We start from the raw sequence: 22,506 nt of genomic DNA, 5'->3' as shown, positions 1-22,506 counted from the left end.
ACAAGGACCCGTGCATGAACCGCCGCTCGCTCTCCGTTCGCTCCAAACTGGTGATCACCATCGTGGTACCCGTGGCCGCGCTCCTGCTGCTGGCCGCCCTGGCGGCCCGCGGCACGGCCAATATCGAAGAAGGCGTGCAGAACATCTACCACGACCGGGTCGTGCCCCTGCAGCAGTTGAAGACCATCGCGGACAACTACGCGGTGCTGGTTATCGATGCCGTGAACAAGGCCGATGCCGGGCGCATGACCGCGGAAGAGGCCCTGGCCGACGTGCGCGAGGCGCGCACGGAGATCGCCACGATCTGGGAGGCCTACCTGGCCACGACGCTGACGCCCCGGGAACAGGAACTCGCCGATGGCGCCCGCTCCCTGTTCCGCGCGGCCAACGCCGACCTGGATCGCCTGGAGGCGGCGCTGGGCGGGATGTCCGGCAATGTGCAGGGCGAGCTCGACGCCTTCAACGGCCCGCTGTACGACAGCATCGACCCGATCAGCGACCAGATCACCGAGCTGGTCGACCTGCAGATCGAGGTCGCCGGCGCGGAGGCCGAACGGGTATCGGAGTTCTACACCCAGGTGCTGGTGCGCAGCGGCGCCCTGATGCTGGTGGTATTGATCGGGGTCGTGATTACCGGGGTGTGGACCTATCGCTCGGTAGCGCTCCCGATCGCGCACATGCGCCAGACGCTGGAGGGGATTGCTGGCGACCATGACCTGTCGCGCCGGGTGAATGTCACCGCGAACGACGAGATCGGTGCGACCGCGACCGCCCTGAACAGCATGCTCGACCAGTTCCAGGATTCCATCCGCGAGCTGCGTACCCTGACCGACCAGATGGCCTCGGCCGCCGAGCAGTTGTCCGCGGTCAGCGCGCAGACCGACGGCAACATCGACCAGCAGCGTTCGCAGACCGAGCAGGTCTCGACCGCGATGAACGAGATGGCCGCGACGGTTCAGGAGGTCGCGCGCAACGCCTCCGATGCCGCCTCCTCCAGCCAGGAAGCCGACCAGGAGTCCCGCTCGGGGGGCGAGGTCGTGCGTACGGTGGTCAGCGACATCGGTCGCCTGTCCGGCGAGGTCGCCACCATCGAAGAGACCGTGCGCAACCTGGACGAGAAGGGACAGCAGATCGGCTCGGTGCTGGACGTGATCCGCGGGATCGCCGAGCAGACCAACCTGCTGGCCCTGAACGCGGCGATCGAGGCCGCCCGGGCCGGCGAACAGGGTCGTGGCTTTGCGGTGGTCGCCGACGAGGTCCGCACCCTAGCCTCGCGCACCCAGGACTCCACCGCCGACATCCAGGCGATGATCGAGGCCCTGCAGGCCGGTACCCGCAACGCGGTCACCGCGATGGGTCGCGGACGCGAGATGGCCGAGGCCACCAGCAACGATGCCGAGCGCGCCGGCCAGGCGCTGGAATCCATCGTCCAGGCCATCGGTCGGATCAGCGACATGACCACGCAGATCGCCAGCGCCGCGGAAGAGCAGAACGCCGTGGCCGAGGAGATCAACCGCAACATCTACGCGATCAACGACATCACCGGCGACACCGCCAATGGCTCGCGCCAGACCGCGACCGCCAGCCAGGAGGTCGCGGATATCGCGTCGCGGGTACGCGACCTGGCCTCCGCCTACCGCATCGCCTGATCCCCACGCAGGCGACCCAGGCGCGGCCCGCGCCACGGCGGCCACCGGACCCGGCTTCCGGGCACAACGACCGCGGCGGTATAGTCGTCCGGCGTTTTCCCGGGAGGTCGCATGAGACTCTGGTCGAAGTGGAAAAAGGGCGGCACGCTGCTGGCCGACGTGCTCAAGCGCAACGGGGTCGACCCCAGGGCGGCCGCTGCCAGGGAGGTCTTTCGCCAGATCCTGGACGACGCGGAGGCGGCGGCCGATGCCCGCCTGAAAGACGAGCAGGCCGACGGCTCGCTCTCCCCGGACGAACGCAACACCCGCTGGGAGGCGCTGTTCTTCGAGGAGATCCGCGCCCGGGCCAAGGACTACGCACAATCCGCGCGCAACCAGCGCAAGGACTAACCCGACCACACTGCCGGGTCCATTTCGTGGCGCCCGTCGCGCTTCGTGCTACCCTCCGCCGCGTTTCCCGACCCACCGGTCCCGCCTATGAAATTCTTCCGCCTGATCAGCGTTCTCGAGGGTTTGTCGCTCATTACCCTGCTGTTTATCGCGATGCCGCTGCGCACCTATGCGGACATGCCCCTGGCCGTCACCTATGTCGGCTGGGTCCACGGCATCCTGTTCATCGTCTACGGCGCGGCGTCGGTGATGGCCAGCCACCTTAGCGGCTGGCCGGTTTGGAAATGGCTGCTGGTGCTGTTCCTCGGCGTGGTGCCCTTCGGCTTCCTCTACGTGGACTACCTGATCCGCCGCGAAACCACCCCCACCGGCAACGCCGAGACGGCCTGACACGCACCTGCCGCCGCTCAAGCGCGACCGACCGGCACAGAGCCCCACACGACGTCATCCCGGCCTCAGCGGAGCGTAGAGCCGGGAGCGCCCACGCCGGCCTTGCCACCGACCGCGCCCGCCCCACCGGCGGAGATCCCGGATCACCGCTGCGCGGCGTCCGGGACGACGGAGCGCAGGAGACCCGACGTCAGGCTTTGTGCCTTGCCCTGCACGTCTGGTGGCGCAAGGGCGTCGGGCGCACCCCTTCCACGGCCGAGAGTGTCGACACCAGACGAGTCCGGGTCTGAGCGCACGTGGTGCCGATCCGTGCCGGCTCAGTCTGCGTCGCGCAGGAGCTGCTGCTCCATGTCGACGATGAAGCCCGGCAGGGTGTCGAGATCGTGCTGATCACGCACGCCCTGCTCGCCCTCGCGCACCAGCGCGCCGCCCGGGTGGTCGTCGCTGTGCAGGAACTGATAGGTGATCTGACCCGGGTAGAACACCTCCACCTCGGTCCATTCCAGGTCGGCTTCGTCCAGATTCCCATCGACACGGCGAGCGACGATGTCGGCCTCCCCGTCTTCCAGCCCCAGGGTCATCGGCAGCGAGACCAGGTGCCAGCGCGCGCCCGCGGCACTGTGAACCGCGAAGGCGACGTTGTAGGACTCGCCATGTTCCAGGGTCTTGCTGTCCCGGGCGTTGGGGGCCTCCAGCGTGCGGGTGAGTGCAATCCGCCAGGCGCCGTCTTCGTAGCCACCATCGGCACGGATCGCGCCGCGGCTGCCGCTCGGCTCCCGCAGGAACCGCTGCGGGATCACATCGCCTTCCTGCCAGTCGTGGTCCGGATCAAAGGCAACCGCGTTGCCCTCGTGGATGTAATAGGCATCGTCCTGCCCGTACTCGCGGGCGATCAGGGCCTCCCACTCCAGGGCGGGGGCTCCGACCTGCTCCGCATCGAACATCCAGGCAGGCTGATCGGCGTCGTCATCCCAGTTGGTCGTGAACATGCTGGTGCCCTCGGACGACAGGCGGTAGTGCAGTACGTAGTTGTTGTCCGCATAGCCCATCGGGTGGCTGCGGTGGGAGCGCCACTGCCACAGGTCGAGGAACACACCGTCGGACTGCAACTGTTCCAGGGCCTCGTCATCGATGACCTGATCCCAGGAGGCCTCTTCCGGATCCTCCGTGACGCGGGTCTGCGGGAGGTACTTGCGCACGTCGCTGCGCCCGAGGTCGCCGCCCAGCTTGGGATGCTCGCGAACGGCATCCGCGTCCACCTCGGAGGTCAGGCTGCGCATACCGTCGTGCGCGGTCATCCACCCGCCCATGCGGTCGAAGCCCTCCACCTTGCCGTCGTCCAGCATCATGGAGATCCGGTCCTCGTACAGGCCGTGCTCGTCCGGCCCCGGTCCGCCGGATCCGTAGCGCACCCACTCGCCATCCTCGTAGCGCCAGACCTGGTGATACCAGCTGGGGGTGTCGGTCTCGTACTCGTAATGGATGCGGAAGTCTTCGTCGTTATAGACCGCGGCGACACGCAGAACCGCGCGGGCATCCTCTTCGGTGGGAATAAAGACATTACGATCGGTGTCCACGACACGGGGTTCGGCCAGCGCCAGAGCCGGGCAGGCGGCGGCGACCGCAAGGGCCATCAGTGATTTCTTCATTTGGCTCTCCCTATATATGGCTATGAAGATATGCTGAACTCCCTACGACCACAAGGGAATTAGTAGGTTCCTCCCGGGTGTCCCGACAGAAATCACGGCCAGAGGCCGTGCAACGCTGGCACCCGCACCCGGCGGGAGCCGCACACCCTCAACGAAGGAGACCTGGATGAATCACCACGATGAAGCGTTTCTCCGACGCGCACAGGCCGCGCGCGAGCGCATCGATGAAATTGAGCCGAAACAGGTAGACGGCCACCTGGCATCCGGTGCCATTGCCATTGATGTGCGCGAACCGGAGGAGTACCAGAAGGGTAGCCTTCCGAACGCCCGCAACGTTGCGCTGGATTCCATCACCCGCCAGATCGAAGGGGTGGTGCCTGACAAGGGCGCGCCCCTGGTCTGCTTCTGCAATGGTGGCAACCGCGGGGCACTGGCGGCGGCCCAGCTGGTGGATATGGGCTATACCAATGTCCAGTCCATCGCGGGCGGACTGCGCGCCTATCAGGACCCGGATGACACCACGGAAAAATGAGAAAGCCCCCTGATCGATGACAGGCCGTGCGCCCGAGCCTCCGCGGGCGGGCGCAGCTTCCACCTTGCGCCTGCGCGCATGGTTAAATCGGCCCTCGTCTTTCTGATAGCGAAACCGCCATGATTGCCGTGATCTTTGAAGTCGAGCCCCATTCCGAACGCAAGCAGGATTACCTGGATGCGGCAGCGAGCCTGCGCGAACACCTGAAGGACATCGACGGATTCATCTCCATCGAACGTTTTCGGGGAGAGACTGATTAATGTACTCGCTCGCGCTCGAGTCGATTTTGCGTGCTGACAAGGCGCGGTGAGCGAAGTTTAGCCGAGCTAAATGAGCGAACCGCAACGCAGTCACCGCGCAAAATCGGCCGAGCCCCTGCATTCAATCGCTTGTGGGGTTGGTACCCCAGGTTCCCCGATCCTGCGTTGCGCCGCTTGCGGGTAGAACCACTACCCGCTGCACGACGCGCCTTGTCTCGGAAAACCTGGGGTACCAACGCGAGCGAGTACATTAATCAGTCTCTCCCTGAAGCCTCAGCACGGCCGGCAAGGTGCTGTCGCTGTCCTTCTGGCGGGACGAGGCCGCGGTGCGGGAATGGCGCAACCTCGAGGAACACCGTCAGGTGCAGGCGGCCGGGCGCGCCGGCATCTTCGCCGACTACCGCCTGCGCGTGGCCGAAGTCGTGCGCGACTACGGCATGCACGAGCGCGACCAGGCCCCGCGCGACTCGCGCCGCGCACACGGAAACTGACGCTCTCCGCCCTGCCCGTCGCGCAACTACCCCCGTGCTGGACTATAGCTTCAGGGTTACCCACTGAAGGGAGATAGGGCATGGGCATCGTGAGCGAATTCAGGCAGTTTGTGGCGCGCGGCAACGTGGTGGATATGGCCGTGGGCGTGATCATCGGGCTGGCGTTCGGCCAGATCGTGTCGTCGCTGGTATCGGATGTGGTGATGCCGCCGATCGGCCTGCTGATTGGCGGGGTCGACTTTTCCGATCTGGTGATCGTGCTGCGCGAGGCCGACAATGGCGTGGCGGCGGTCACCATCAATTACGGGGTGTTCATCAAGCGCGTGGTGGACTTCCTGATCATTGCGGCCGTGGTATTCGCCGCCATCAAGATGATCGCGCGCCTCCAGCACAAGGAGGAGGCCAGGCCCGCGGAACCCCCGGCCCCCAGTAACGAGGAGAAGCTGCTGGCCGAGATCCGGGACCTGCTGAAGGCGCGCCAGGACGGCTAAGGGAAAAATCTGGGGTGCCAACCCCGCGGGACTGTCCGGCGGAACCCGGTCGCCCCGCCCGCGTCCGAGCGTGGAGAGCCGATCAGGAGACAGGTTTGGAGAACGCCATCGAGGTACAGGGACTGGTACGGGACTTCGCCGCCACGCGGGCCGTGGACGGCGTCGATCTGCGGGTACCAACCGGGCAAGTCCTGGGCCTGCTGGGGCCGAACGGCGCCGGCAAGACCACCGTGGTGCGCATGCTGGCCACCCTGCTCGCGCCCACCGCCGGCACGGCCCGCGTGGGCGGGTTCGATGTGGCCCGCGAGGCCGCGCAGGTTCGCGAGATCATCGGCCTGACCGGCCAGTACGCCTCGGTGGACGAAAAGCTGACCGGCCGCGAGAACCTGATCCTGATCGCCCGCCTGCTGGGCCTCAAGCGGGCCGATGCCCGGCTCCGTGCGGACGCGCTGCTCGCGGACTTCTCGCTGCAGGAGGCCGGGCGACGCCCCGCGCAGACCTACTCCGGGGGTATGCGCCGACGTCTGGACCTGGCCGCCAGCCTGGTTGGACGGCCGCGTATCCTGTTCCTGGACGAGCCGTCCACCGGCCTCGACCCGCGCGCCCGCCGCGACCTGTGGGAACGGGTGCGCCAGTTGCAGGCGGCGGGTACCACCGTCCTGCTGACCACCCAGTACCTGGAGGAGGCCGACGCCCTGGCCGACTCCATCGTGGTGCTGGACCAGGGCCGCGTGATCGCCGAGGGCACGGCCGCCGAACTGAAGGCCCGGGTCGGGGCGCGCAGCCTCTATGTGACAGTGGCGGACCCGGCGACCAGCGACCGCGCAGCCGGGATCGTCACCGGGCTCGCGGGACGCGCGGCCCAGGTCGAGGGGGCGCAAATCAGCGCGCCGGTGCAGGATGCCGGGCTGCTTCCCGCCGTGTTGCGGCGCCTGGACGACGCCGGGATCGAGGTGGTCGATCTGGGGCTGCGCGGCGCCAGCCTGGATGATGTGTTCCTGTCCCTGACCGGGCGCAGTGGCACCGGCCACGCGGAACCGGACGCCGGGGAGGACGCGGCATGAACGCCATTGACCAGACCCTGGCGCTGGCCTGGCGCAGCCTGGTGCAGGTACGTCGCAATCCCTGGGAACTCGGCGACTACTCGATCCAGCCGATCCTGTTCCTGGTGCTGTTCCTGTTCGTGTTCGGCGGGGCCATTGCCGGTTCGCCCGAGAACTATCTGGCGTTCGTGCTGCCCGGCGTGATCGTGATGAACATGCTGTTTGTCACCGTGTACGTTGGCCACGGCCTGAACACCGACCTGACCCGCGGCGTATTCGATCGCTTTCGTGCCCTGCCCATCCCGCGCTGGGCGCCGCTGGCCGGACGCATCCTGGCGGACGTGGTCAAGCAACTGCTGTGTATTGCCTTGTTGCTGATCGTCGGGTTTCTGCTCGGCTTCCGCCTGGAGACCTCGTGGGCGCACCTGCTGGCGATGGTCGCGCTGGTGCTGAGCTTCGCGGTGGCGTTTTCCTGGGTGATGGTGCTGGTCGGCGTGATCGCGCGCGACCCGGAGCATGTGCAGCTGTTTGGCTTTACCGCGCTGTTCCCGGTCACCTTCGTCAGCTCCGCGTTCGTGCCCGTGGACACGATGCCGACCTGGCTGCAGGGCTTCGTACAGGCCAACCCCGTCTCGCTGCTGGCGGAGGCCGCCCGCGCCCTGATGAACGCCAACGGACCGGCCCTGCAGCCGGCCCTGTGGTCGCTGGCCTGGGCCCTGGGCATTGCCGGGGTGTTCGCGCCGCTGTCGGTCTATGCGCTCAACCGCCGACTGGCGCGCGGCTGAGCGTGGCACCCCGTCGGCTGACCCAAAAAGGCCGCCGCTTCCCGCGACGGCCCCGCAGGCCCCGTGTGAGAGGGTTCCGGGATCAGTAGACCGGCACCAGCGCGTAGCCCTGGTTCTGATAGCCCATCACCGCGATGAAGCCGCTGCGCACCGGCTGGATCGGATCCAGGATGGTGTCGTTGTCCACACCATAGGCCTGCGTCGCGGCGGCGCAGACCTCCATCTTCACGCCCAGCTCGTCCAGGCGATCCACCGCCTTCGCGATCGCCTCCAGGGTGTCGGCGTGATCGATCGCGACCTCGGGCTCGGGGTCGGTATTGATGAACTTGACCGCCTCGGCGATAAAGACCATGCGCAGATCGGGCTCCACGCCCTCCTTGAGCAGGTTCTCGTGGTTGGTGGCGATGCCGCGCAGGTAGGCCAGCATCACGTTGGGGTCGGACTTGCGCATGTCGTAGACCGCGCGCATGGTCTCGATGCCCTGGGTGGCCTCGCGATTGTCCAGGCCCTCGGCGCTCGCCGTGGAGGCCAGGCCAAACGGCAACAGGACGGCCAGCAACAGGATCAGCATTCGATTTCGCATGGTGGTTCTCCTCCTTTCATGGTGAAGGCCCGGGTGTTGCGTCCCCGGGCTCGATACCCGAACCCTAAAGACTCAATAGATCGGGATGACCGCGTAGCCCTGGGCCTGGTAACCGGTCAGGGACACGAAGGTATTGCGCACCGGCTCGATGCCGGGCAGCAGCTCGCCGTGCTCGACGCCGAACAGGCGGGTGGCCACGGCGCAGGATTCCATGCGCACGCCCTTCTCCTTCAGTGCCGCCACGTGCTCCTCGATCGCGTCCAGATGGTCGAAGTCGGTCAGGTCGAAGCGCTCGCGATCCTCGGAGACCATGGTCACGGCCCGCCCGCGAAAGGCGAGGATCATGTCCGGGTCCACGCCCTGATCGGTCAGGTCTTCAAAGGTCTCGCGGATCACCATCAGATACAGCGCGAGCATCTCCGGGTCGTTGTTGTTCAGGTCGAACACGACGCGGCCCTGCTCGACGCCGTCCAGGGCGCGGGCGTCGGTGGGGGTTTCGGCCTGGACGCTCAGGGTGGTCAGCGACAGGGTCAGCAGCAGGAACAGGGATGCAACGATCTTCATCGGGGATTCTCCTTTGGGGCCATCGATAGCAGAACGGGTTACGGGCAGTTAGCCGAGGGCATCGCGATGGCGCGCCAGGCGGCCTCCTGGGTCTCGGGCAGGTAGTGCGCCAGGGGTTTCTCGAGCACGCCGTCGAGGTACAGGTGCAACAGGCGGATGGCGCCACCGAACGCGACGGTGGCCGCCACCGGGATCTCCATGGGCCGGACCTCGCCGGCGGCCATGCCCTGTTCGATGCACTCGCGCATGCGCTGGAACGGCTGCGAGGAGCACACCGGCGGCTCGTCCGGAAGAAACTCGCGGTGCCGCGCCTCGAGCACGAAACGCATCGTCTGCGGCGCCTCGGTGGCGGCCCGGAACAGGAACGCGATGATCCCGTCGCAGCGTGCGCGGCAACCGCTCTCGCGCTCCATCACCTCGGCCAGGCCCGCATCCATGCGTTGCAGCAGCTCGTCGTACAGCGCCTTGGCCAGCGCCTCCTTGTTGCCGAAGTGGTGATAGATCGAGCCGATGGAGACACCGGCCTGACGCCGGATGTCATGGATGGAGGTATTGAAATAGCCATCCTGACTGAACCGCTCGAGCGCGGTATCCAGTACCAGTTTGCGCAGCGCGGCGCCGCGCACGGATTGCTTCGGGTTCTCTGTCATCGCGAATACCGAACCGAACGTTCGTTCTAATTTAGCGCGAAGATATGGGAAATGCCACATGCGACCCGGCACTGCCTTCTCGCCAGGACCCATTCTCCGCACAACCGACCTTCGCGTACGCGGTGTACTTCCCAGGGAAATGCTGATCCACGTACACCCTCGCCCTTACAAGAGCCCGGGTTTCCGGCCGATTGCGGTTTTGCAAGCGCCCCATCGGCCAGGGGGCTGGCCTCCTACAAACGCTGGCTCCAGACCAGCGCCCCATCGGCCAGGGGGCTGGCCTCCTGCAAACGCTGGCTCCAGACCAGTAGGAGCCGAGCCCTCTCGGCGATTGAGGCCTTGCCCACGCCCTACCGGCAGGGGCTGGCTTCCCGCAGGCGAGGGACCCGGACGGTCCGCATTGGGATTCAGAAGTCCTCGAACTCCATGGCGCGGAACACGCGGCCGGCGTTCTGGCGATGCAGCTCGCCGTAGGTGTCCAGGTGGCGGTAGGCGGTCTGGTCGATGTTGTAGGCATCGTTCAGCGTGCCGCCCTCGTCGAGGATGCGCTGGACCTCCTCGCGCAGGTACACGAGATAATCGTGGGTGTAGCGGCGCAACACGTCGAAGTCGTTCACCGGGTCGCCGTGGCCGGGGATGATGTACTCGGCCTCCAGGGCCTCCAGTTCGTGCCAGGTCTCGATCCAGCCGGCGGTATCGGTGTACTCGAAGATCGGCAGCATGCGCTGATGGAAGGCCAGGTCCCCGGTGATCAGGACCTTGCGCTCCGGCGCCCAGAGGGCGATATCGCCCGGCGCGTGGCCCGGCCCGAGGTAGCGGATCTGAATGGTTTCACCACCCATCTCCAGGTCCAGGCGGGTGGCGAAGGTGACGTCCGGCGTGCCCAGCTCGGTCATGAACGCCTTGTCGCGGGTGCGGGTGGCGGCCGCTTCCAGGCTCGCCTGACCATTGGCCTCGATCTCGCGCCAGGCATCGTTGTGCGCGATGACCGTGGCGCCCTGCTCCTGCCAATAGGTCATGCCGAGCATCGCGTGGCCCTGGGCATTCTCCAGTACCACGTATTTCACGGGCTGGTCGGTGATTTCCTTGATCTCCTGATGCAGCGACTTGGCCAGCAGGTAGTTGTCGCCGGCGTTCATCACCACCACGCCATCATCGGTGATGATGAACGACAGGTTGTTGTTGTGGCCGGAGTTCTCGTAGGTGGAGGGCTGGGTCGCGCCGATCGCGGACCAGACGCCGTCGGTCACCTCCTGCGGGCGGTCGTAGAGGAACGAGTCGCGGGCCTTGTCCAGCACATACAGCGGCAGCCCGGCGTCTTTCCACTCGAAAAAGCCGCCGGGGTAGTTGTACACATTGGTGTAGCCCATCTGCTGCAGGGTCTGCGCGGCGGCCACACTGCGCAGGTTCTGGCCGCAGTAGACGACGATCGGCGTGTCCTTGTCCGGGATCTCGCCGGGCACCTCGAACTCGATCCAGCCACGCGGGATATTCAGCGTCTCGCTGGAGCGGATCTGCCCGCCGGTGTGATCAATCTCGGTACGTGTGCGCACATCAATCACCACGTGGTCGGGCTCGCTGGCGATCAGGTCCTGCAGGCCCTCCTGGTCGATGTTGGTGATCTCCGCGTTCGCCGCCTCCAGCAGCGTGTCGCCCGTCAGCACATCGGCCTGCGCGGCACTGCTGCCCACCGCGGCAAGGGCCAGCCCCAGCCAGATCGCTCGCATGGTGATTCTCCGGTTCGTATCCATCCCTTCACCATAGCCCTCCGCGGCGGCGGCAGCCAGGCACGGTGCTTGAGCCGCCTCCGGCAGCGTCTATATTCATGTTGTAGGCACACGGCCCCGCGGCCGAAGGAGCCCGCAATGAGCACCCATATGGCGGATGTCACCATCCACATCGACGAAGACACCGACCACGCGGCCCGCGAACGCATCCAGGACGCCCTGCGCGAACTCCCGGGCGTGATGGCCGCGTCCAGCCACGATGAACGCCCGCACCTGATGGTGGTGGAGTACGACCCGCAACGCATCAACAGCCGCAAGCTGCTGGACACGGTCACAGCCTCCGGTGTGCATGCCGAACTGATCGGCCTTTAAGGAGACGCTGATTGAATCGCACGTCCGCGTTGGCGCCCCCTGTTTTCCGAGACAAGGCGCGTCGTGCAGCGGGTAGTGGTTCTACCCGCAAGCGGCGCAACGCAGGATCGGGGAACAGGGGGCACCAACCCCACAAGCCAGTGAAAGCAGGGGCTCGGCCGCTTTTGCGCGCGCACAGCGTTGCGGTTCCCTTGTGCAGAATGACTGCACGGCAGTCACCGCGCCTTGTTCGCGCGCAAAAGCGACTCGAGCGCGGACGTGCGATTCAATCAGCGTCTCCTTAAGGCCCCCCCCCTGCGGAGGGAGCCGCGCGCCGCCGCGGAGGCGGGACAATCCTGCATCGGTCTGTCACCATACGGCCGATGGGGGAATCGGCCGACATCCAGCGTGGCAGCACGCATGCCGCAAGCAGGGACGCCCGCCGCACCGCGCGACGGCCGCGCCCGGAGGGCTGGAGCGTACTGCTGGGCATCGGCCTGGTGCTGGCCATGGCCTATGTCGCCCTGCCCCATGGCCCGCTGGCCAGCGCCCTCTACGTCATCACGACCGCCGGCGCCGCGGTGGCAGTTGCCCTCGCCACCCTGCGCCCTCAACGCCCGTTCGCCGCCTCGTCCTGGGCCCTGATCGCCGCCGCGCTGGCACTGGCCGCCACGGGGCACGGCATCTGGTACTGGCTGGACCTGCAGGGCCTGGAGCCCTTCCCTTCGGCCGCGGATGTCTTCTACCTCGCCGTGTACCCGCTGTTCGCCGTGGCGTTGTGGCGCTTGGGGGCCCAGGCCGCGCGGAACGATGGCGCCTTCGTGGATGCGCTGATCGTGGGGATCTCGGCCGCGGTCCTCGGCTGGGCCCTGCTGATCGCCCCCTACACCTACGACCCCGGACTCGGCTGGCTGCAACTGCTGGTCTCCACGGGCTACCCCGTTGCCGATCTCATCCTGCTGGTGCTGGTGCTGCGCCTGGTGTTCCTGCAGCGTACGGGCATCACTGCCCACAGCTTCCTGCTGCTGGGGATGCTGGCCTATCTGGCCGCCGACCTGCTGTATGCCCACGGCAACTCTGCGGGCTGGTACCGGGCAGGCGGGCTGACCGACGCCCTCTGGCTCGTGGCCTATGCGCTGATCGCGGCGGCCGCATGGCACCCGTCCGCGAGGGTGGAACCGCGAACCCATACCTCGCCTGCCGAGCTCTCCGGGCGGCGCCTGCTGATCCTGGGGGCGGCCTCGGTGCTGGTCCCCATGGTGATCCTGGCCACCGCCGGCGGCGAGACGGAGACCATCCGCGTGGCCGCGATCGCGTCCATCCTGCTGTTCCTGCTGGTGATGTACCGCATGGCAGGCCTGCTCCGCGAAACCCACGTACTGGCGCAGCGACTGGAACACCTCTCCCGCAGCGACGCACTGACCGGGGTCGGCAACCGTCGCCACCTGGAGGAGCAACTGGACCGCGAAATCGCGCGGGCCGAGCGTAATGCCGGACCACTGACCCTGGCCTTCCTGGATATCGATCACTTCAAGCGCTACAACGACACCCACGGCCATGCCGCCGGCGACGCCCTGCTCCGCGACATGGTCCGCGCCTGGCGCCCGAGCCTGCGCCCCACGGACCTGCTGGCGCGCTTCGGCGGGGAGGAGTTCGTGATCGTGTTTCCGCATACGGATGCCCGGCAGACGCGCCATATCCTGGAGCGCCTGCGCGCGGCGATGCCCAGCGGCCAGACCTGCTCCGGCGGCATTGCCAGCTTCCGCCCCGGGGATACGGCCGATTCGCTGCTGGGCCGCGCCGACCAGGCCCTGTACGCCGCCAAGAACAGCGGACGCGACCGCATTATCATCGCCAGCACCGACGCCCTGCCCCAGTCGGGCACGGCAGCAACCGATCAAGGAAACATCGATTCATGACCGCATCCACCCGCGCCACGCTGCGCGCCGCCATCGGACCCGGCCTGCTGATGGCCGGCGCGGCGGTGGGCGTCTCGCATCTGGTCCAGGCCACCCGTGGCGGCGCCGAATACGGGCTGCTGCTGATCCCGATCGTGCTCCTGGCCTGCCTGTTCAAGTACCCCTTTCTGGAATTCGGGCCACGCTACGCGGCCGCCACCGGGCACAACCTGCTGACCGGCTATCACCGGCTAGGCAACTGGGCCCTGGGCTTGTACATCGCGGTGACGCTGGGCACGCTGTTCATCATCCAGGCCGTGGTGACACTGACCACCGCGGGGCTGTTCGCCCTGGTCTTCGGGCTGGACCTGTCGATGGTCGTACTCTCCGCCCTGATCCTGGCCGCCTGCATCGCTTTCCTGATGGTCGAGGCCTACAAGGGGCTCGATCTGGGCATGAAGATCATCATGGCCGCGCTGAGTGTCTCCACCGTGGTCGCGGTCGCCCTGGCGTTCCAGGAGGCCCCCGACTGGCATGCGCTCTCCGGCGCCCGGGAATGGTCGAATCTGTGGACCCTGGCCGGCTTCGCCTTCGTGCTGGCGTTGCTGGGATGGATGCCGATCCCGCTGGATGTGGCGGCCTGGCACTCGGTCTGGACCCAGGAACGCGCACGCATGACCGGGCATCACCCCAGTGTGCGCGAGGCCGTGTTCGACTTCCGGCTGGGCTTCTTCGGTGCCACCGCGCTGGCACTCGTGTTCATGCTCCTGGGGGCCCTGCTGATGTACGGCAGCGGTGTCGGCTTCGCCCCGGGGGCGGCCGCCTTCTCGGCGCAGCTGGTGGATCTCTACGCCCAGAGCCTGGGCGAGTGGAGTCGCTCCCTGATCGCGATCGCGGCGCTGACCACGATGTTCTCCACCACCCTGGCCGTGACCGACGCCTACCCTCGAGTGATCATGGCCACCCTGCGCGCGCTGCGCGAGAACAGCCACCAGCCCCGGGGCAGCGACCCGGACACGGGCGCCGAGGGCCGGCTGGAATGGTGGGGCTATCGCATCGCCCTGCTGATCGTCGCCACCGGGGCGTTGACCCTGATCTGGCTCGCCGGCGAGCAGTTCACACGCTTCGTCGATATCGCGACCACCCTGTCATTCCTCTCGGCCCCGATCCTCGCCTGGATCACTTTCCGAGCGGTGATGTCACCAGATATGCCGGCGGATGCCCGACCCGGGCCCGGCCTGCGTGCCCTGGCCTGGGCCGGCATCATCTTCCTGGCCGGGTTTTCGCTGGCCTGGCTGGTCTGGCGCTTCGTGCTCTGACCCCTCAGGAAGCGGGTTCGCTGGCGCGCACGCAGAAGCGGGCGAGGATCGACACATCATGCCGGGCCTGCCCGGCCTCAAGCGCTGCATCCACGGCCTCGCGCACCGGCTTGAGCCCATCGGTCGCGAGCCCAAGGTCCCGGCTCAGATCGGCGATGATGCCCAGGTCCTTGTGATACAGCCCGACCTGGAACCCCGGCTCGAAGTCCCCGTCCAGCAGGCGCTGGCCATGCACCTCCAGGATGCGCGAGCTGGCAAAGCCGCCCATCAGCGCCTCGCGGACCCGGGCCGGATCCACACCCGACTGCTCCGCCAGCGCGAAGGCCTCGCCCACCGCGACCAGCGTCTCGCCCACCACCAGCTGGTTGCAGGCCTTGGCGATCTGTCCCGCCCCGCTTTCACCGACGTGCGTCAGGGTGGACCCCACGACCTCGAAGATCGGGCGCAGCGACTCGACCACCGCGGCGGGGCCGCCTACCATCAGGCTCAGTGAACCGGCGCGGGCACCCGGCTCGCCCCCCGAGACCGGGGCATCCACGAAGGTCACTTCGCGTTCGGCGGCCGCGCGCGCGATGGCGCGCGTCCGCATCGGGTCGATGGTGCTGTGGTCGATCACGATCAGGCCGGGACGGGCGTGCTCCAGGATGCCGTCCGGGCCCAGCATCAGCGCCTCGACATCCGGCGTATCGGACACATTCAGCACCAGAACCCGCACGCCGCGAACCAGCTCCGGGAGGCTCGCGCACGACTGCGCCCCCTCCTGCGCGAGTGCCTCCGCCGTCTCCGGCCGGCGTGCCCAGACACGAACTTCGGCCCCGGCGGCCAGGAGGTTGCGGTTCATGGGCGCGCCCATGATGCCGAGGCCAATGGCCCCGATCGGCTGCAGTTCGGGCGGGATGGGGGATGCGGACATAGGGCACTCCGAAAACGGTACCCACGCACTGTAACAACCCCGCTGGAAAAGCGGCACATGGAGGGTGACCCGAATCATGCAACGCGAACACCTGCACGGCTCGCTGCTCGCCTTCACCGGTGTGATGGCGCTCAGCTTCGACGGGCTGCTGGTGCGCCTGGCCGACACTCAGGGCATGAACATCGTCTTCTGGCGCGGGCTGCTGATGGCGCTTGCCCTGACCCTGTTGCTGCGTGTCCTCGACGGGCGCTGGGCCTGGACCCACCTGCGCCTGGGCGGCGCGGATGCCGGCTGGGTCTCGGCAGGCTTTGCCGCCACCACCATCCTTTTCGTGCTGGCCATCCTGCACACCACGGTCGCCAACGTGGTCGTGATCCTGGCCGCCTCGCCGCTGTTCGCCGCCGTGTTTTCCGGGGTACTGCTGCGCGAGTGGGTGCCCCCGCGGACCTGGGTCGCGATGCTGGTCTGCCTCGGCGGGATCATCGGCGTATTTGCCGGGTCGCTGGAGGCCGGGGGCTGGCTGGGGGACGGGCTTGCGCTGCTGGCCGCTCTGGTGATCGGCATTAACCTGACGTTGCTGCGGCGGTCGCCACGGGTGGATCGCCTAGGGAAACACTGATCAATGTGCACGCTCGCGCTCGAGTCGCTTTTGCGTGCGAACAAGGCGCGGTGACTGCCGTGCAGTCATTCTGCACAAGGGAGCCGCAACGCTGTGCGCGCACAAAAGCGGCCGAGCCCCTGCATTGAATGATTTGTGGGGTTGGCACCCCAGGTTCCCCGATCCTGCGTTGCGCCACTTGCGGGTAGAACCACTACCCGCTGCGCACCGCGCCTTGTCTCGGAAAACCTGGGGTGCCAACGCGAGCGTGAACATTGATCAGTGTTTCCCTAGCCGTGATCGCGGCGGGCGGGCTGCTGGCGGCCGTGATCGCCTGGCCGCTGGCCTCGCCGCTTGCGATCACGCTCGACAGCTTCGCGGTACTCGCCGTGATGGGGCTGGTCCAGCTCCCTCTGGCACTCGCGCTGATCGCCCTGTCGACCCGTTTCCTGCCGGCCGGCGAGGTCGCGCTGTTCCTGGTCCTGGAGGCGGTGTTCGGAACGCTCTGGGTCTGGCTGTTCCTGGCCGAGGCCCCGGGCCGCTTCACGCTGCTGGCCGGTGGCCTGGTACTCCTGACCCTGGCCCTGCACGCCACCTGGGGCATACGAAACAACATCCCCTAATGTTCTACTTTTCTACATATGATCAGGCAGTTATCTAGATTCTGATCGGAATAATCGCGGATAGTTCCCGTCCTACCTGTAACCGGAAACGAAAGGCATGGAAGCCCGCCACCGGATCCGGTCAGCTGCTTGCAGCGCGACATACGCCCCGGGCGTATCGACAACGAACACACGGGAACACAAGCAGGAGCCCGATCATGAAAAAACGCTACATCCTTCCGCTGGCCCTGGCCGCTGCCGCATTCGTCCTGCCGGGCACCGCCCTGGCCAACGACAACGGCTACTCCGAACAGAAAGTGGTCTACCACGTAAACCACGACAACGAACAGCGTCAGATCGGCGCGATGCGCAACATCCAGAACCACATCAACGCCGTTGGCGCCGACCGCATGAGCATCAAGGTAGTGATGCATGGAAACGGGCTCAGCCTGCTGCAGCACGCCAAGTCGAACGAAGACCTGAAGGCCTTCGTCGACCAGCTGAAGATGCAGGACGTGGACTTCCAGGTGTGCAACAACACCGTGGTCGGCCGGAACATCGATATCGCCAATGATCTCTACGACGCCTCCGCGGACGACATCATCCCGAGCGGCGTGGCCCACCTGTCGCATCTGCAGCAGCAGGGCTACACCTACGTGCGCCCGTAGGCGTTTCAGGCAAGTTCCCCCCGCGGCGGCCGCCATCTCCCGGTCGTCGCTTCGGGCCCGGGCCTTCCCGGGCCCTTTTCTTTGCTCCCATCCGAACCGAAGAACACCCCTTCAAGCCCGCCCGGACGGGAATAGGCGCATGCCCGGTGCGTCTTATAAACAGCCGCCGACCGCCTTCCCAGTGAAGCCCCCGGTCGCGGCGCGCCAACCCCGGCGCAAGGCCCCGTGGCGTACCCAAGACCCGCCCGGGTTCGTGATTGTTTCAGGAGAGGAACCTGTGCAATGAACGCAATGAAACTGATCCTTCCCGCCCTGCTCGCGATGGTGCTGAGCCTCCCCGGCCTGGCCGCCGCGGGCGACTTCGACTATGGCTATCACAAGGTCGTCTACCACGTGAACTACGATGACGAACGGCGCTACATGGCGGCGATGGGCAACATCCAGAACCACATCAACGCGGTCGGCGCCGAGAACATGGACATCAAGGTCGTCATGCATGGCGATGGCCTCGGCCTGCTCCAGACCGCGATGACCAACGAGAACCTGCGCGGGCGCATCGAGAACCTGAAGATGCAGGACGTGGAGTTCCAGGTCTGCGCGAACACCCTGCGCGGGCGCAACATCGCACTGGACGAGCTGTTCGATGCCTCCGAGGACGACGTGATCCCCAGCGGCGTGGCCCATATTTCCTGGTTGCAGCACCAGGGTTATACCTACAGCCGTCCGTAACGTCGGCAGCGGTATCAGAACGACCGGCCCGGATCAGACGATCCGGGCCTTTTTGATGGCGCGGCCCCGGGCCATTGGGAGCAGGCCCCCGAACCGGTATGGTATGCGCACCCCTTCGCCGCGAGCCCCGCCATGTCCGCGATCCGTATCGACCAGCTCCGCAAGACCTACGACGGCATCCACGTGGTCGACGGCGTGGACCTCGAGATCGCTCCGGGCGAATTCTTCGGGCTGCTGGGTCCCAACGGGGCCGGCAAGACCACCACCCTGCGCATGCTGCTCGGCATGACCCCGATCGACGGTGGCCGGGTCGAGGTCCTGGGCCTGCCGATGCCCGAGGGCGAACGCGCCGTGCGCGAACGACTGGGCATCGTGCCGCAGTTCGACACCCTCGACCCCGACTTCACCGTGATCGAGAACATGCGCACCTACGCTGCCTACTTCGGCCTGGCCGGACCAACGGTGGAGGCGCGCATTGACCGGCTGCTGGAGCAGGTCAACCTGAACGACAAGCGCGGCGCGCGTATCGACGCCCTGTCCGGCGGCATGAAGCGACGCCTGACCCTGGCACGCGCCCTGATCAACGAGCCGGAGGTGGTCGTCCTGGACGAACCCACCACCGGGCTGGACCCGCAGGCCCGCCATCACCTGTGGCGCCAGCTGCGGGCGCTGCGCGCCTCCGGGGTAACGTTGGTGCTGACCACGCACTACATGGAGGAGGCCCAGGAGCTGTGCGATCGCATCGCGATCATCGACCACGGCCGCATCATCGCCTGTGACGCCCCCAGCCGTCTGATCGCCGAGCACATCGAACCCTGGGTGCTGACCGTCGGCGGGGCCGGGGCCGGCGATGTGCTGCAGCGCGAACTGGGGGCGAAGGACCGCGCCCACCAGGTGGCCGATACCTGGCTGGTCTACACGACCGAGCCGGACCGCCTGCGCGAACGCCTGCGCGCGCTCGGCCACGAGCCCACCCTGCGCGAGGCCGACCTGGAAGACGTCTTTCTGAAACTCACCGGACACGAGCTGCGCGACTGATGGCCCATCCCGCGATGCCCCTGCTGCCCCGTCCCAGCCTGCGCTTCGTCGCCGTCTGGCGGCGCAATGCGCTGGTCTGGCGCAAGCTGATCGTGCCGTCGATGCTCGGCAACTTCGGCGAGCCGATCCTGTACCTGCTGGCGTTTGGCTACGGTTTCGGCCGCCTGGTGGGCGACCTCGATGGTATGAGTTATATGGTGTTCATCGCCTCCGGGATTATCTGCTCCTCCGCGATGTTCACCGCCAGCTTCGAGGGCATGTACTCCGCCTACACCCGCATGGCGGAGCAGAACACCTGGCTGGGCATGCTCGCCACCCCACTCACGCTTGACGACATCGTCTTCGCCGAGGCCGTCTGGGCGGCGACCAAGGGCCTGATCAGCGCCATCACCATTCTGGTCGTCGCCAGCCTGCTGGGGCTGGTCAGCGATGCCCGCGCACTGCTCGCGCTGCCGGTGATCTTCCTGGCCGCATTCACCTTCGGCGCGCTGGCGCTGGTGATCACCGCGCTGGCGCGCAGCTACGACTTCTTCCTCTACTACTTCACTCTGGCGGTAACCCCCATGCTCCTGCTCTCCGGTGTGTTCTTCCCGCTCACCGAGCTGCCCGGCTGGGTGCAGGGCCTGGCGCTGGCCCTGCCGCTGGCGCATGTGCTCGAGATCGTCCGCCCGCTGATGACCGGCGCCTGGCCGGACGCCTGGCTGCCGCATCTGACGGTGATCGCCGCCTACGGCGGCGGCGCCATCGTCCTCGCGACCTTCCTGATCCGCCGCCGCCTGCTGCGCTGAGGGGCCGAACGCGCCGCCGGGTGTGCCAGAATAAGCGGCCTTCCCGCCCTGCCTGTCCGAGCCCGCAATGACCGACACCCCTGCCGACGACACGATCCTGCCCTACGACCCGGCGGCCACAACCCGCACGTATCTCGCAACCGCCGCCGGCGGGCTGGCCCCGCTGGTCGCGCGGGAGCTGGAGGGCTTCGGCGCGACGGATCTGCGCGAGGACCGCGCCGGCATCCACTTCCGGGCGGACCTTGCCACGCTGTACCGCTGCCTGCTCGGCAGCCGGGTGGCCAGCCGCATCCTGCTGCCCCTGGCCCGTTTCGACGAACCCGACGGCGATGCCTGCCACGCCGCCAGCCGGGCCCTGGACTGGCCCGCCCTGTTCGGTCTCGAGGCCACCTTCGCGGTGGACGTGACGGGCAAGAGCTCGCACATCCGGCATACTCATTTCGCCGGGGTGCGGGTGAAGGACGGCATCGCCGACGCCTTTCGCGCCGTTACCGGCGAACGCCCCGACGTGGACGCGGCCGACCCGGACGTACGCGTACTGCTGCAACTGCAGGGCCGGCAGGCGCAGCTGAGCCTGGACATCGGTAACGGGGGCCTGCACCGACGCGGCTATCGCGGCGCGGGCGGCCAGGCCCCGCTGCGCGAGAACCTGGCCGCCGCGCTGCTGATTCGCGCCGGCTGGCCGGAGCACCTGGAGGCCCATCCGGACGCGCCGTTCCTCGACCCGTTCTGCGGCAGCGGGACGCTGGTGATCGAAGCGGCGCTGATGGCGACCCGTACCGCACCGGGGCTGCTGCGCACGGGATTCCGGGCCCGGGGCTGGTCCGGCCATGATGCGGAGCTCTGGGACCGCTGCCTGGCCGAGGCCCGCGATACCGTACGCCCCTGGCAGGGCCCGCCCCTGCTGGGCAGCGACCGCGACCGGGGCGCGGTGGCCGCCGCCCGCAAGGCGGCCCGGGCCGCGGGTGTGGACGACTGCACGCGCTTCGATCAGGCCGATGCCCTGACCCTGGAGCCCCCGGCCGATCACGGCATGCTGGTCAGCAACCCGCCCTACGGCGAACGCATCGGCAACACACCGGAGCTGATCAAGCTCTACAGCCTGCTGGGCGAGCGCCTGCGCAGCGCGTTTGGCGGCTGGCACGTCGCCCTGCTGGTCGCGGATACCACCGACTCGCAGCGGCTGGGCCTGCGTGCCAGCCACAAGCACCGCTTCTACAACGGCACCCTCGCCTGCCACCTGCTCCAGTTCGAGATCCATCGCCGCGAGGAACCGCCGGCTGCCCCGGCGCCGGACTTCGCCAACCGGCTGCAGAAGAACCTGCGTCACCTGACCCGCTGGGCGCGGCGCCAGGGCATCACCTGCTACCGCATCTACGATTCCGACCTGGCCGAATATCCCCTGCAGATCGACCGCTACGAGGCGGAAGACGGGACACTGCATCTGCATGTGCAGGAGTTCGCCGCCCCCGCCAGCGTCGAGCCCGCCCGAGCCGAGGCCCGCCTGCGCGGCGCACTGGCCGCCACCCTGGAGGTCACCGGCGTCGAACCCGCGCACCTGCACTACAAGCAACGCCGGGCCCAGAAGGGGCGCTCGCAGTACCAGCGCGCCGAGGCCGCCGAAGCCGCGCCCTTCACGGTGGTCGAACACGGTTGCCGCCTGCGGGTGGACCTGGATGCCTATCTGGATTCCGGGCTGTTCCTGGACCACCGCCCGATGCGCCTGCGACTGCAGCAGGAATGCCGCGGCCTGCGCCTGCTGAACCTGTTCTGCTACACCGCCGCGGTCAGCGTGCATGCCGCGGTGGGCAGCGCACGCCAGACCGTGTCCGTGGACCTGTCCAATACCTACCTGGAATGGGCCGAGGCGAACTTCCGCGCCAATGGCCTGGAGGCCGAAATCCGCGATGGCCGCAGCCGTCGCCTTCCGGGCACCCACACGCTGCTGCGCGAGGACGTGGTGCGCTGGCTGGAGGGCGCCACCGACATGCCCGGCATGGTCTTCGAGCGGATCTTTCTGGACCCGCCCACCTTCTCCAACTCCAAGCGCACCGAGGATGACTTCGAGGTCCAGCGCGATCATGTGCCGCTGATCCTTGCGGCGGCGCGCCTGCTCACCCCGGATGGCGTGCTGTACTTCTCCACCAACCGCCGCCGCTTCGAGCTGGACCACGCGGCGCTGACCGGGCTCGATGCCCGCGACATCACCCGCGAGACCCTGGACGAGGATTTCCGCCGTCCGCCGCCTCCCCATCGCTGCTGGGCGATCACACCCGCCAACGCCGGATAGCCGAATCGCCGAGGCGCTTCCGCCGACCCGCGCGACGCCCTGCCAACATGCAGTGAGGCCCCAAAAAAACGCCCCGGACCAGCCGGGGCGTTTCGTCATCACCGTGTC

Annotated in this window: 22 protein-coding genes and 3 pseudogenes; 19 read left to right on the top strand and 6 right to left on the bottom strand. The window is 67.5% G+C overall.

Annotated elements, in window-relative coordinates:
- The first annotated feature begins 14 nt into the window (after positions 1-14).
- The 3 genes from D105_RS0106910 to D105_RS0106900 all read left to right on the top strand — a co-directional run bounded on the left by D105_RS0106910 (position 15) and on the right by D105_RS0106900 (position 2,429).
- Positions 15-1,649 carry a methyl-accepting chemotaxis protein gene (locus D105_RS0106910; protein WP_018877961.1) on the top strand — a complete coding sequence of 545 codons (1,635 nt, stop codon included), beginning with the start codon at positions 15-17 and terminating at the stop codon, positions 1,647-1,649.
- Between the two features lie 111 nt (positions 1,650-1,760).
- Positions 1,761-2,039 carry a hypothetical protein gene (locus D105_RS0106905; protein ID WP_018866524.1) on the top strand — a complete coding sequence of 93 codons (279 nt, stop codon included), beginning with the start codon at positions 1,761-1,763 and terminating at the stop codon, positions 2,037-2,039.
- A gap of 87 nt (positions 2,040-2,126) precedes the next feature.
- Positions 2,127-2,429, top strand: coding sequence for a DUF3817 domain-containing protein (locus tag D105_RS0106900; protein WP_018866523.1), 303 nt, complete (start codon positions 2,127-2,129; stop codon positions 2,427-2,429).
- A 317-nt stretch (positions 2,430-2,746) separates the two neighbouring features.
- On the opposite strand, the gene D105_RS0106895 is transcribed toward D105_RS0106900, so the two are convergent.
- Entirely contained in the window at positions 2,747-4,078 is a 1,332-nt protein-coding gene (locus D105_RS0106895; protein ID WP_018877960.1) for an ethylbenzene dehydrogenase-related protein, read from the bottom strand.
- A 166-nt stretch (positions 4,079-4,244) separates the two neighbouring features.
- Between D105_RS0106895 and D105_RS0106890 the strand changes: the two genes are divergently transcribed.
- The 6 genes and pseudogenes from D105_RS0106890 to D105_RS0106870 all read left to right on the top strand — a co-directional run bounded on the left by D105_RS0106890 (position 4,245) and on the right by D105_RS0106870 (position 7,680).
- The gene (locus D105_RS0106890; RefSeq protein WP_018877959.1) at positions 4,245-4,610 is read left to right on the top strand and encodes a rhodanese-like domain-containing protein; all 366 of its coding nucleotides are present in this window, start codon (positions 4,245-4,247) and stop codon (positions 4,608-4,610) included.
- Positions 4,611-4,729: 119 nt separating this feature from the next.
- Positions 4,730-4,870 (top strand): antibiotic biosynthesis monooxygenase, encoded by a 141-nt coding sequence (locus tag D105_RS14185; RefSeq protein WP_018877958.1) that lies wholly within the window; start codon positions 4,730-4,732, stop codon positions 4,868-4,870.
- A gap of 269 nt (positions 4,871-5,139) precedes the next feature.
- Positions 5,140-5,361: pseudogene (locus D105_RS14180) on the top strand (antibiotic biosynthesis monooxygenase); the annotation flags it as partial.
- An 80-nt stretch (positions 5,362-5,441) separates the two neighbouring features.
- A complete protein-coding gene (gene mscL, locus D105_RS0106880) occupies positions 5,442-5,852 on the top strand; it encodes a large-conductance mechanosensitive channel protein MscL (RefSeq protein ID WP_018877956.1) in 411 nt (136 codons plus the stop codon).
- A gap of 95 nt (positions 5,853-5,947) precedes the next feature.
- Complete coding sequence (locus D105_RS0106875; RefSeq protein ID WP_018877955.1) at positions 5,948-6,916, top strand: daunorubicin resistance protein DrrA family ABC transporter ATP-binding protein; 969 nt, start codon at positions 5,948-5,950, stop codon at positions 6,914-6,916.
- Positions 6,913-7,680, top strand: a complete 768-nt coding sequence (locus D105_RS0106870; RefSeq protein WP_018877954.1) for an ABC transporter permease — start codon at positions 6,913-6,915, stop codon at positions 7,678-7,680. Before D105_RS0106875 ends, D105_RS0106870 begins: the two co-directional genes overlap by 4 nt.
- 82 nt (positions 7,681-7,762) lie before the next feature.
- Here D105_RS0106870 and D105_RS0106865 read toward each other — a convergent pair whose 3' ends face one another.
- From D105_RS0106865 to D105_RS0106845, 4 genes are all read right to left on the bottom strand, one after another.
- Positions 7,763-8,263 (bottom strand): DsrE family protein, encoded by a 501-nt coding sequence (locus tag D105_RS0106865; RefSeq protein ID WP_026280439.1) that lies wholly within the window; start codon positions 8,261-8,263, stop codon positions 7,763-7,765.
- A gap of 72 nt (positions 8,264-8,335) precedes the next feature.
- A complete protein-coding gene (locus D105_RS0106860; RefSeq protein ID WP_018877952.1) occupies positions 8,336-8,827 on the bottom strand; it encodes a DsrE family protein in 492 nt (163 codons plus the stop codon).
- A 38-nt stretch (positions 8,828-8,865) separates the two neighbouring features.
- A complete protein-coding gene (locus D105_RS0106855; RefSeq protein WP_018877951.1) occupies positions 8,866-9,477 on the bottom strand; it encodes a TetR/AcrR family transcriptional regulator in 612 nt (203 codons plus the stop codon).
- 407 nt (positions 9,478-9,884) lie between these two features.
- The gene (locus tag D105_RS0106845; RefSeq protein ID WP_018877949.1) at positions 9,885-11,204 is read right to left on the bottom strand and encodes a rhodanese-like domain-containing protein; all 1,320 of its coding nucleotides are present in this window, start codon (positions 11,202-11,204) and stop codon (positions 9,885-9,887) included.
- Positions 11,205-11,342: 138 nt separating this feature from the next.
- Between D105_RS0106845 and D105_RS0106840 the strand changes: the two genes are divergently transcribed.
- The 3 genes from D105_RS0106840 (at position 11,343) to D105_RS0106830 (ending at position 14,772) form a co-directional block, all read left to right on the top strand.
- A complete protein-coding gene (locus tag D105_RS0106840) occupies positions 11,343-11,576 on the top strand; it encodes a hypothetical protein (RefSeq protein ID WP_018866512.1) in 234 nt (77 codons plus the stop codon).
- A 362-nt stretch (positions 11,577-11,938) separates the two neighbouring features.
- On the top strand, positions 11,939-13,474 hold the full coding sequence (locus D105_RS0106835; RefSeq protein WP_018877948.1) for a GGDEF domain-containing protein: 1,536 nt from the start codon (positions 11,939-11,941) through the stop codon (positions 13,472-13,474).
- The gene (locus D105_RS0106830; RefSeq protein WP_018877947.1) at positions 13,471-14,772 is read left to right on the top strand and encodes an NRAMP family divalent metal transporter; all 1,302 of its coding nucleotides are present in this window, start codon (positions 13,471-13,473) and stop codon (positions 14,770-14,772) included. The genes D105_RS0106835 and D105_RS0106830 overlap by 4 nt, the downstream gene beginning before the upstream one ends.
- A gap of 4 nt (positions 14,773-14,776) precedes the next feature.
- Here D105_RS0106830 and D105_RS0106825 read toward each other — a convergent pair whose 3' ends face one another.
- Positions 14,777-15,685 (bottom strand): NAD(P)-dependent oxidoreductase, encoded by a 909-nt coding sequence (locus D105_RS0106825; protein WP_018877946.1) that lies wholly within the window; start codon positions 15,683-15,685, stop codon positions 14,777-14,779.
- A gap of 76 nt (positions 15,686-15,761) precedes the next feature.
- On the opposite strand from D105_RS0106825, the pseudogene D105_RS14175 reads away from it, so the two are divergent.
- The 7 genes and pseudogenes from D105_RS14175 to rlmKL form a co-directional block, all read left to right on the top strand.
- Positions 15,762-16,292, top strand: a pseudogene (locus tag D105_RS14175) (EamA family transporter); the annotation flags it as partial.
- A gap of 284 nt (positions 16,293-16,576) precedes the next feature.
- Positions 16,577-16,906 (top strand): annotated as a pseudogene (locus tag D105_RS14170) (EamA/RhaT family transporter); the annotation flags it as partial.
- A 197-nt stretch (positions 16,907-17,103) separates the two neighbouring features.
- The gene (locus D105_RS0106815; protein ID WP_018866508.1) at positions 17,104-17,553 is read left to right on the top strand and encodes a DsrE family protein; all 450 of its coding nucleotides are present in this window, start codon (positions 17,104-17,106) and stop codon (positions 17,551-17,553) included.
- 282 nt (positions 17,554-17,835) lie between these two features.
- On the top strand, positions 17,836-18,282 hold the full coding sequence (locus D105_RS0106810; protein WP_019583198.1) for a DsrE family protein: 447 nt from the start codon (positions 17,836-17,838) through the stop codon (positions 18,280-18,282).
- 132 nt (positions 18,283-18,414) lie between these two features.
- The gene (locus tag D105_RS0106805) at positions 18,415-19,320 is read left to right on the top strand and encodes an ABC transporter ATP-binding protein (protein ID WP_018866506.1); all 906 of its coding nucleotides are present in this window, start codon (positions 18,415-18,417) and stop codon (positions 19,318-19,320) included.
- Positions 19,320-20,108, top strand: a complete 789-nt coding sequence (locus D105_RS0106800; protein ID WP_018877945.1) for an ABC transporter permease — start codon at positions 19,320-19,322, stop codon at positions 20,106-20,108. The genes D105_RS0106805 and D105_RS0106800 overlap by 1 nt, the downstream gene beginning before the upstream one ends.
- A 67-nt stretch (positions 20,109-20,175) precedes the next feature.
- Complete coding sequence (rlmKL, locus tag D105_RS0106795; protein ID WP_018877944.1) at positions 20,176-22,398, top strand: bifunctional 23S rRNA (guanine(2069)-N(7))-methyltransferase RlmK/23S rRNA (guanine(2445)-N(2))-methyltransferase RlmL; 2,223 nt, start codon at positions 20,176-20,178, stop codon at positions 22,396-22,398.
- Positions 22,399-22,506: the final 108 nt, after the last annotated feature.

Source organism: Thioalkalivibrio sp. ALE28 (genome assembly GCF_000377425.1).
Taxonomy (GTDB): domain Bacteria; phylum Pseudomonadota; class Gammaproteobacteria; order Ectothiorhodospirales; family Ectothiorhodospiraceae; genus Thioalkalivibrio.
The sequence above is the reverse complement of the archived record's forward strand: the minus strand, read 5'-3'. Positions and strand labels throughout refer to the sequence as shown.

Bases quoted from the DNA above. Each gene is read 5' to 3' on its own strand.
- D105_RS0106910 (WP_018877961.1), top strand. From the start codon at position 15: ATGAACCGCCGCTCGCTCTCCGTTCGCTCCAAACTGGTGATCACCATC.
- D105_RS0106905 (WP_018866524.1), top strand. From the start codon at position 1,761: ATGAGACTCTGGTCGAAGTGGAAAAAGGGCGGCACGCTGCTGGCCGAC.
- D105_RS0106900 (WP_018866523.1), top strand. From the start codon at position 2,127: ATGAAATTCTTCCGCCTGATCAGCGTTCTCGAGGGTTTGTCGCTCATT.
- D105_RS0106895 (WP_018877960.1), bottom strand. From the start codon at position 4,078: ATGAAGAAATCACTGATGGCCCTTGCGGTCGCCGCCGCCTGCCCGGCT.
- D105_RS0106890 (WP_018877959.1), top strand. From the start codon at position 4,245: ATGAATCACCACGATGAAGCGTTTCTCCGACGCGCACAGGCCGCGCGC.
- D105_RS14185 (WP_018877958.1), top strand. From the start codon at position 4,730: ATGATTGCCGTGATCTTTGAAGTCGAGCCCCATTCCGAACGCAAGCAG.
- mscL (WP_018877956.1), top strand. From the start codon at position 5,442: ATGGGCATCGTGAGCGAATTCAGGCAGTTTGTGGCGCGCGGCAACGTG.
- D105_RS0106870 (WP_018877954.1), top strand. From the start codon at position 6,913: ATGAACGCCATTGACCAGACCCTGGCGCTGGCCTGGCGCAGCCTGGTG.
- D105_RS0106865 (WP_026280439.1), bottom strand. From the start codon at position 8,263: ATGCGAAATCGAATGCTGATCCTGTTGCTGGCCGTCCTGTTGCCGTTT.
- D105_RS0106860 (WP_018877952.1), bottom strand. From the start codon at position 8,827: ATGAAGATCGTTGCATCCCTGTTCCTGCTGCTGACCCTGTCGCTGACC.
- D105_RS0106855 (WP_018877951.1), bottom strand. From the start codon at position 9,477: ATGACAGAGAACCCGAAGCAATCCGTGCGCGGCGCCGCGCTGCGCAAA.
- D105_RS0106845 (WP_018877949.1), bottom strand. From the start codon at position 11,204: ATGCGAGCGATCTGGCTGGGGCTGGCCCTTGCCGCGGTGGGCAGCAGT.
- D105_RS0106840 (WP_018866512.1), top strand. From the start codon at position 11,343: ATGAGCACCCATATGGCGGATGTCACCATCCACATCGACGAAGACACC.
- D105_RS0106835 (WP_018877948.1), top strand. From the start codon at position 11,939: ATGGGGGAATCGGCCGACATCCAGCGTGGCAGCACGCATGCCGCAAGC.
- D105_RS0106830 (WP_018877947.1), top strand. From the start codon at position 13,471: ATGACCGCATCCACCCGCGCCACGCTGCGCGCCGCCATCGGACCCGGC.
- D105_RS0106825 (WP_018877946.1), bottom strand. From the start codon at position 15,685: ATGTCCGCATCCCCCATCCCGCCCGAACTGCAGCCGATCGGGGCCATT.
- D105_RS0106815 (WP_018866508.1), top strand. From the start codon at position 17,104: ATGAAAAAACGCTACATCCTTCCGCTGGCCCTGGCCGCTGCCGCATTC.
- D105_RS0106810 (WP_019583198.1), top strand. From the start codon at position 17,836: ATGAACGCAATGAAACTGATCCTTCCCGCCCTGCTCGCGATGGTGCTG.
- D105_RS0106805 (WP_018866506.1), top strand. From the start codon at position 18,415: ATGTCCGCGATCCGTATCGACCAGCTCCGCAAGACCTACGACGGCATC.
- D105_RS0106800 (WP_018877945.1), top strand. From the start codon at position 19,320: ATGGCCCATCCCGCGATGCCCCTGCTGCCCCGTCCCAGCCTGCGCTTC.
- rlmKL (WP_018877944.1), top strand. From the start codon at position 20,176: ATGACCGACACCCCTGCCGACGACACGATCCTGCCCTACGACCCGGCG.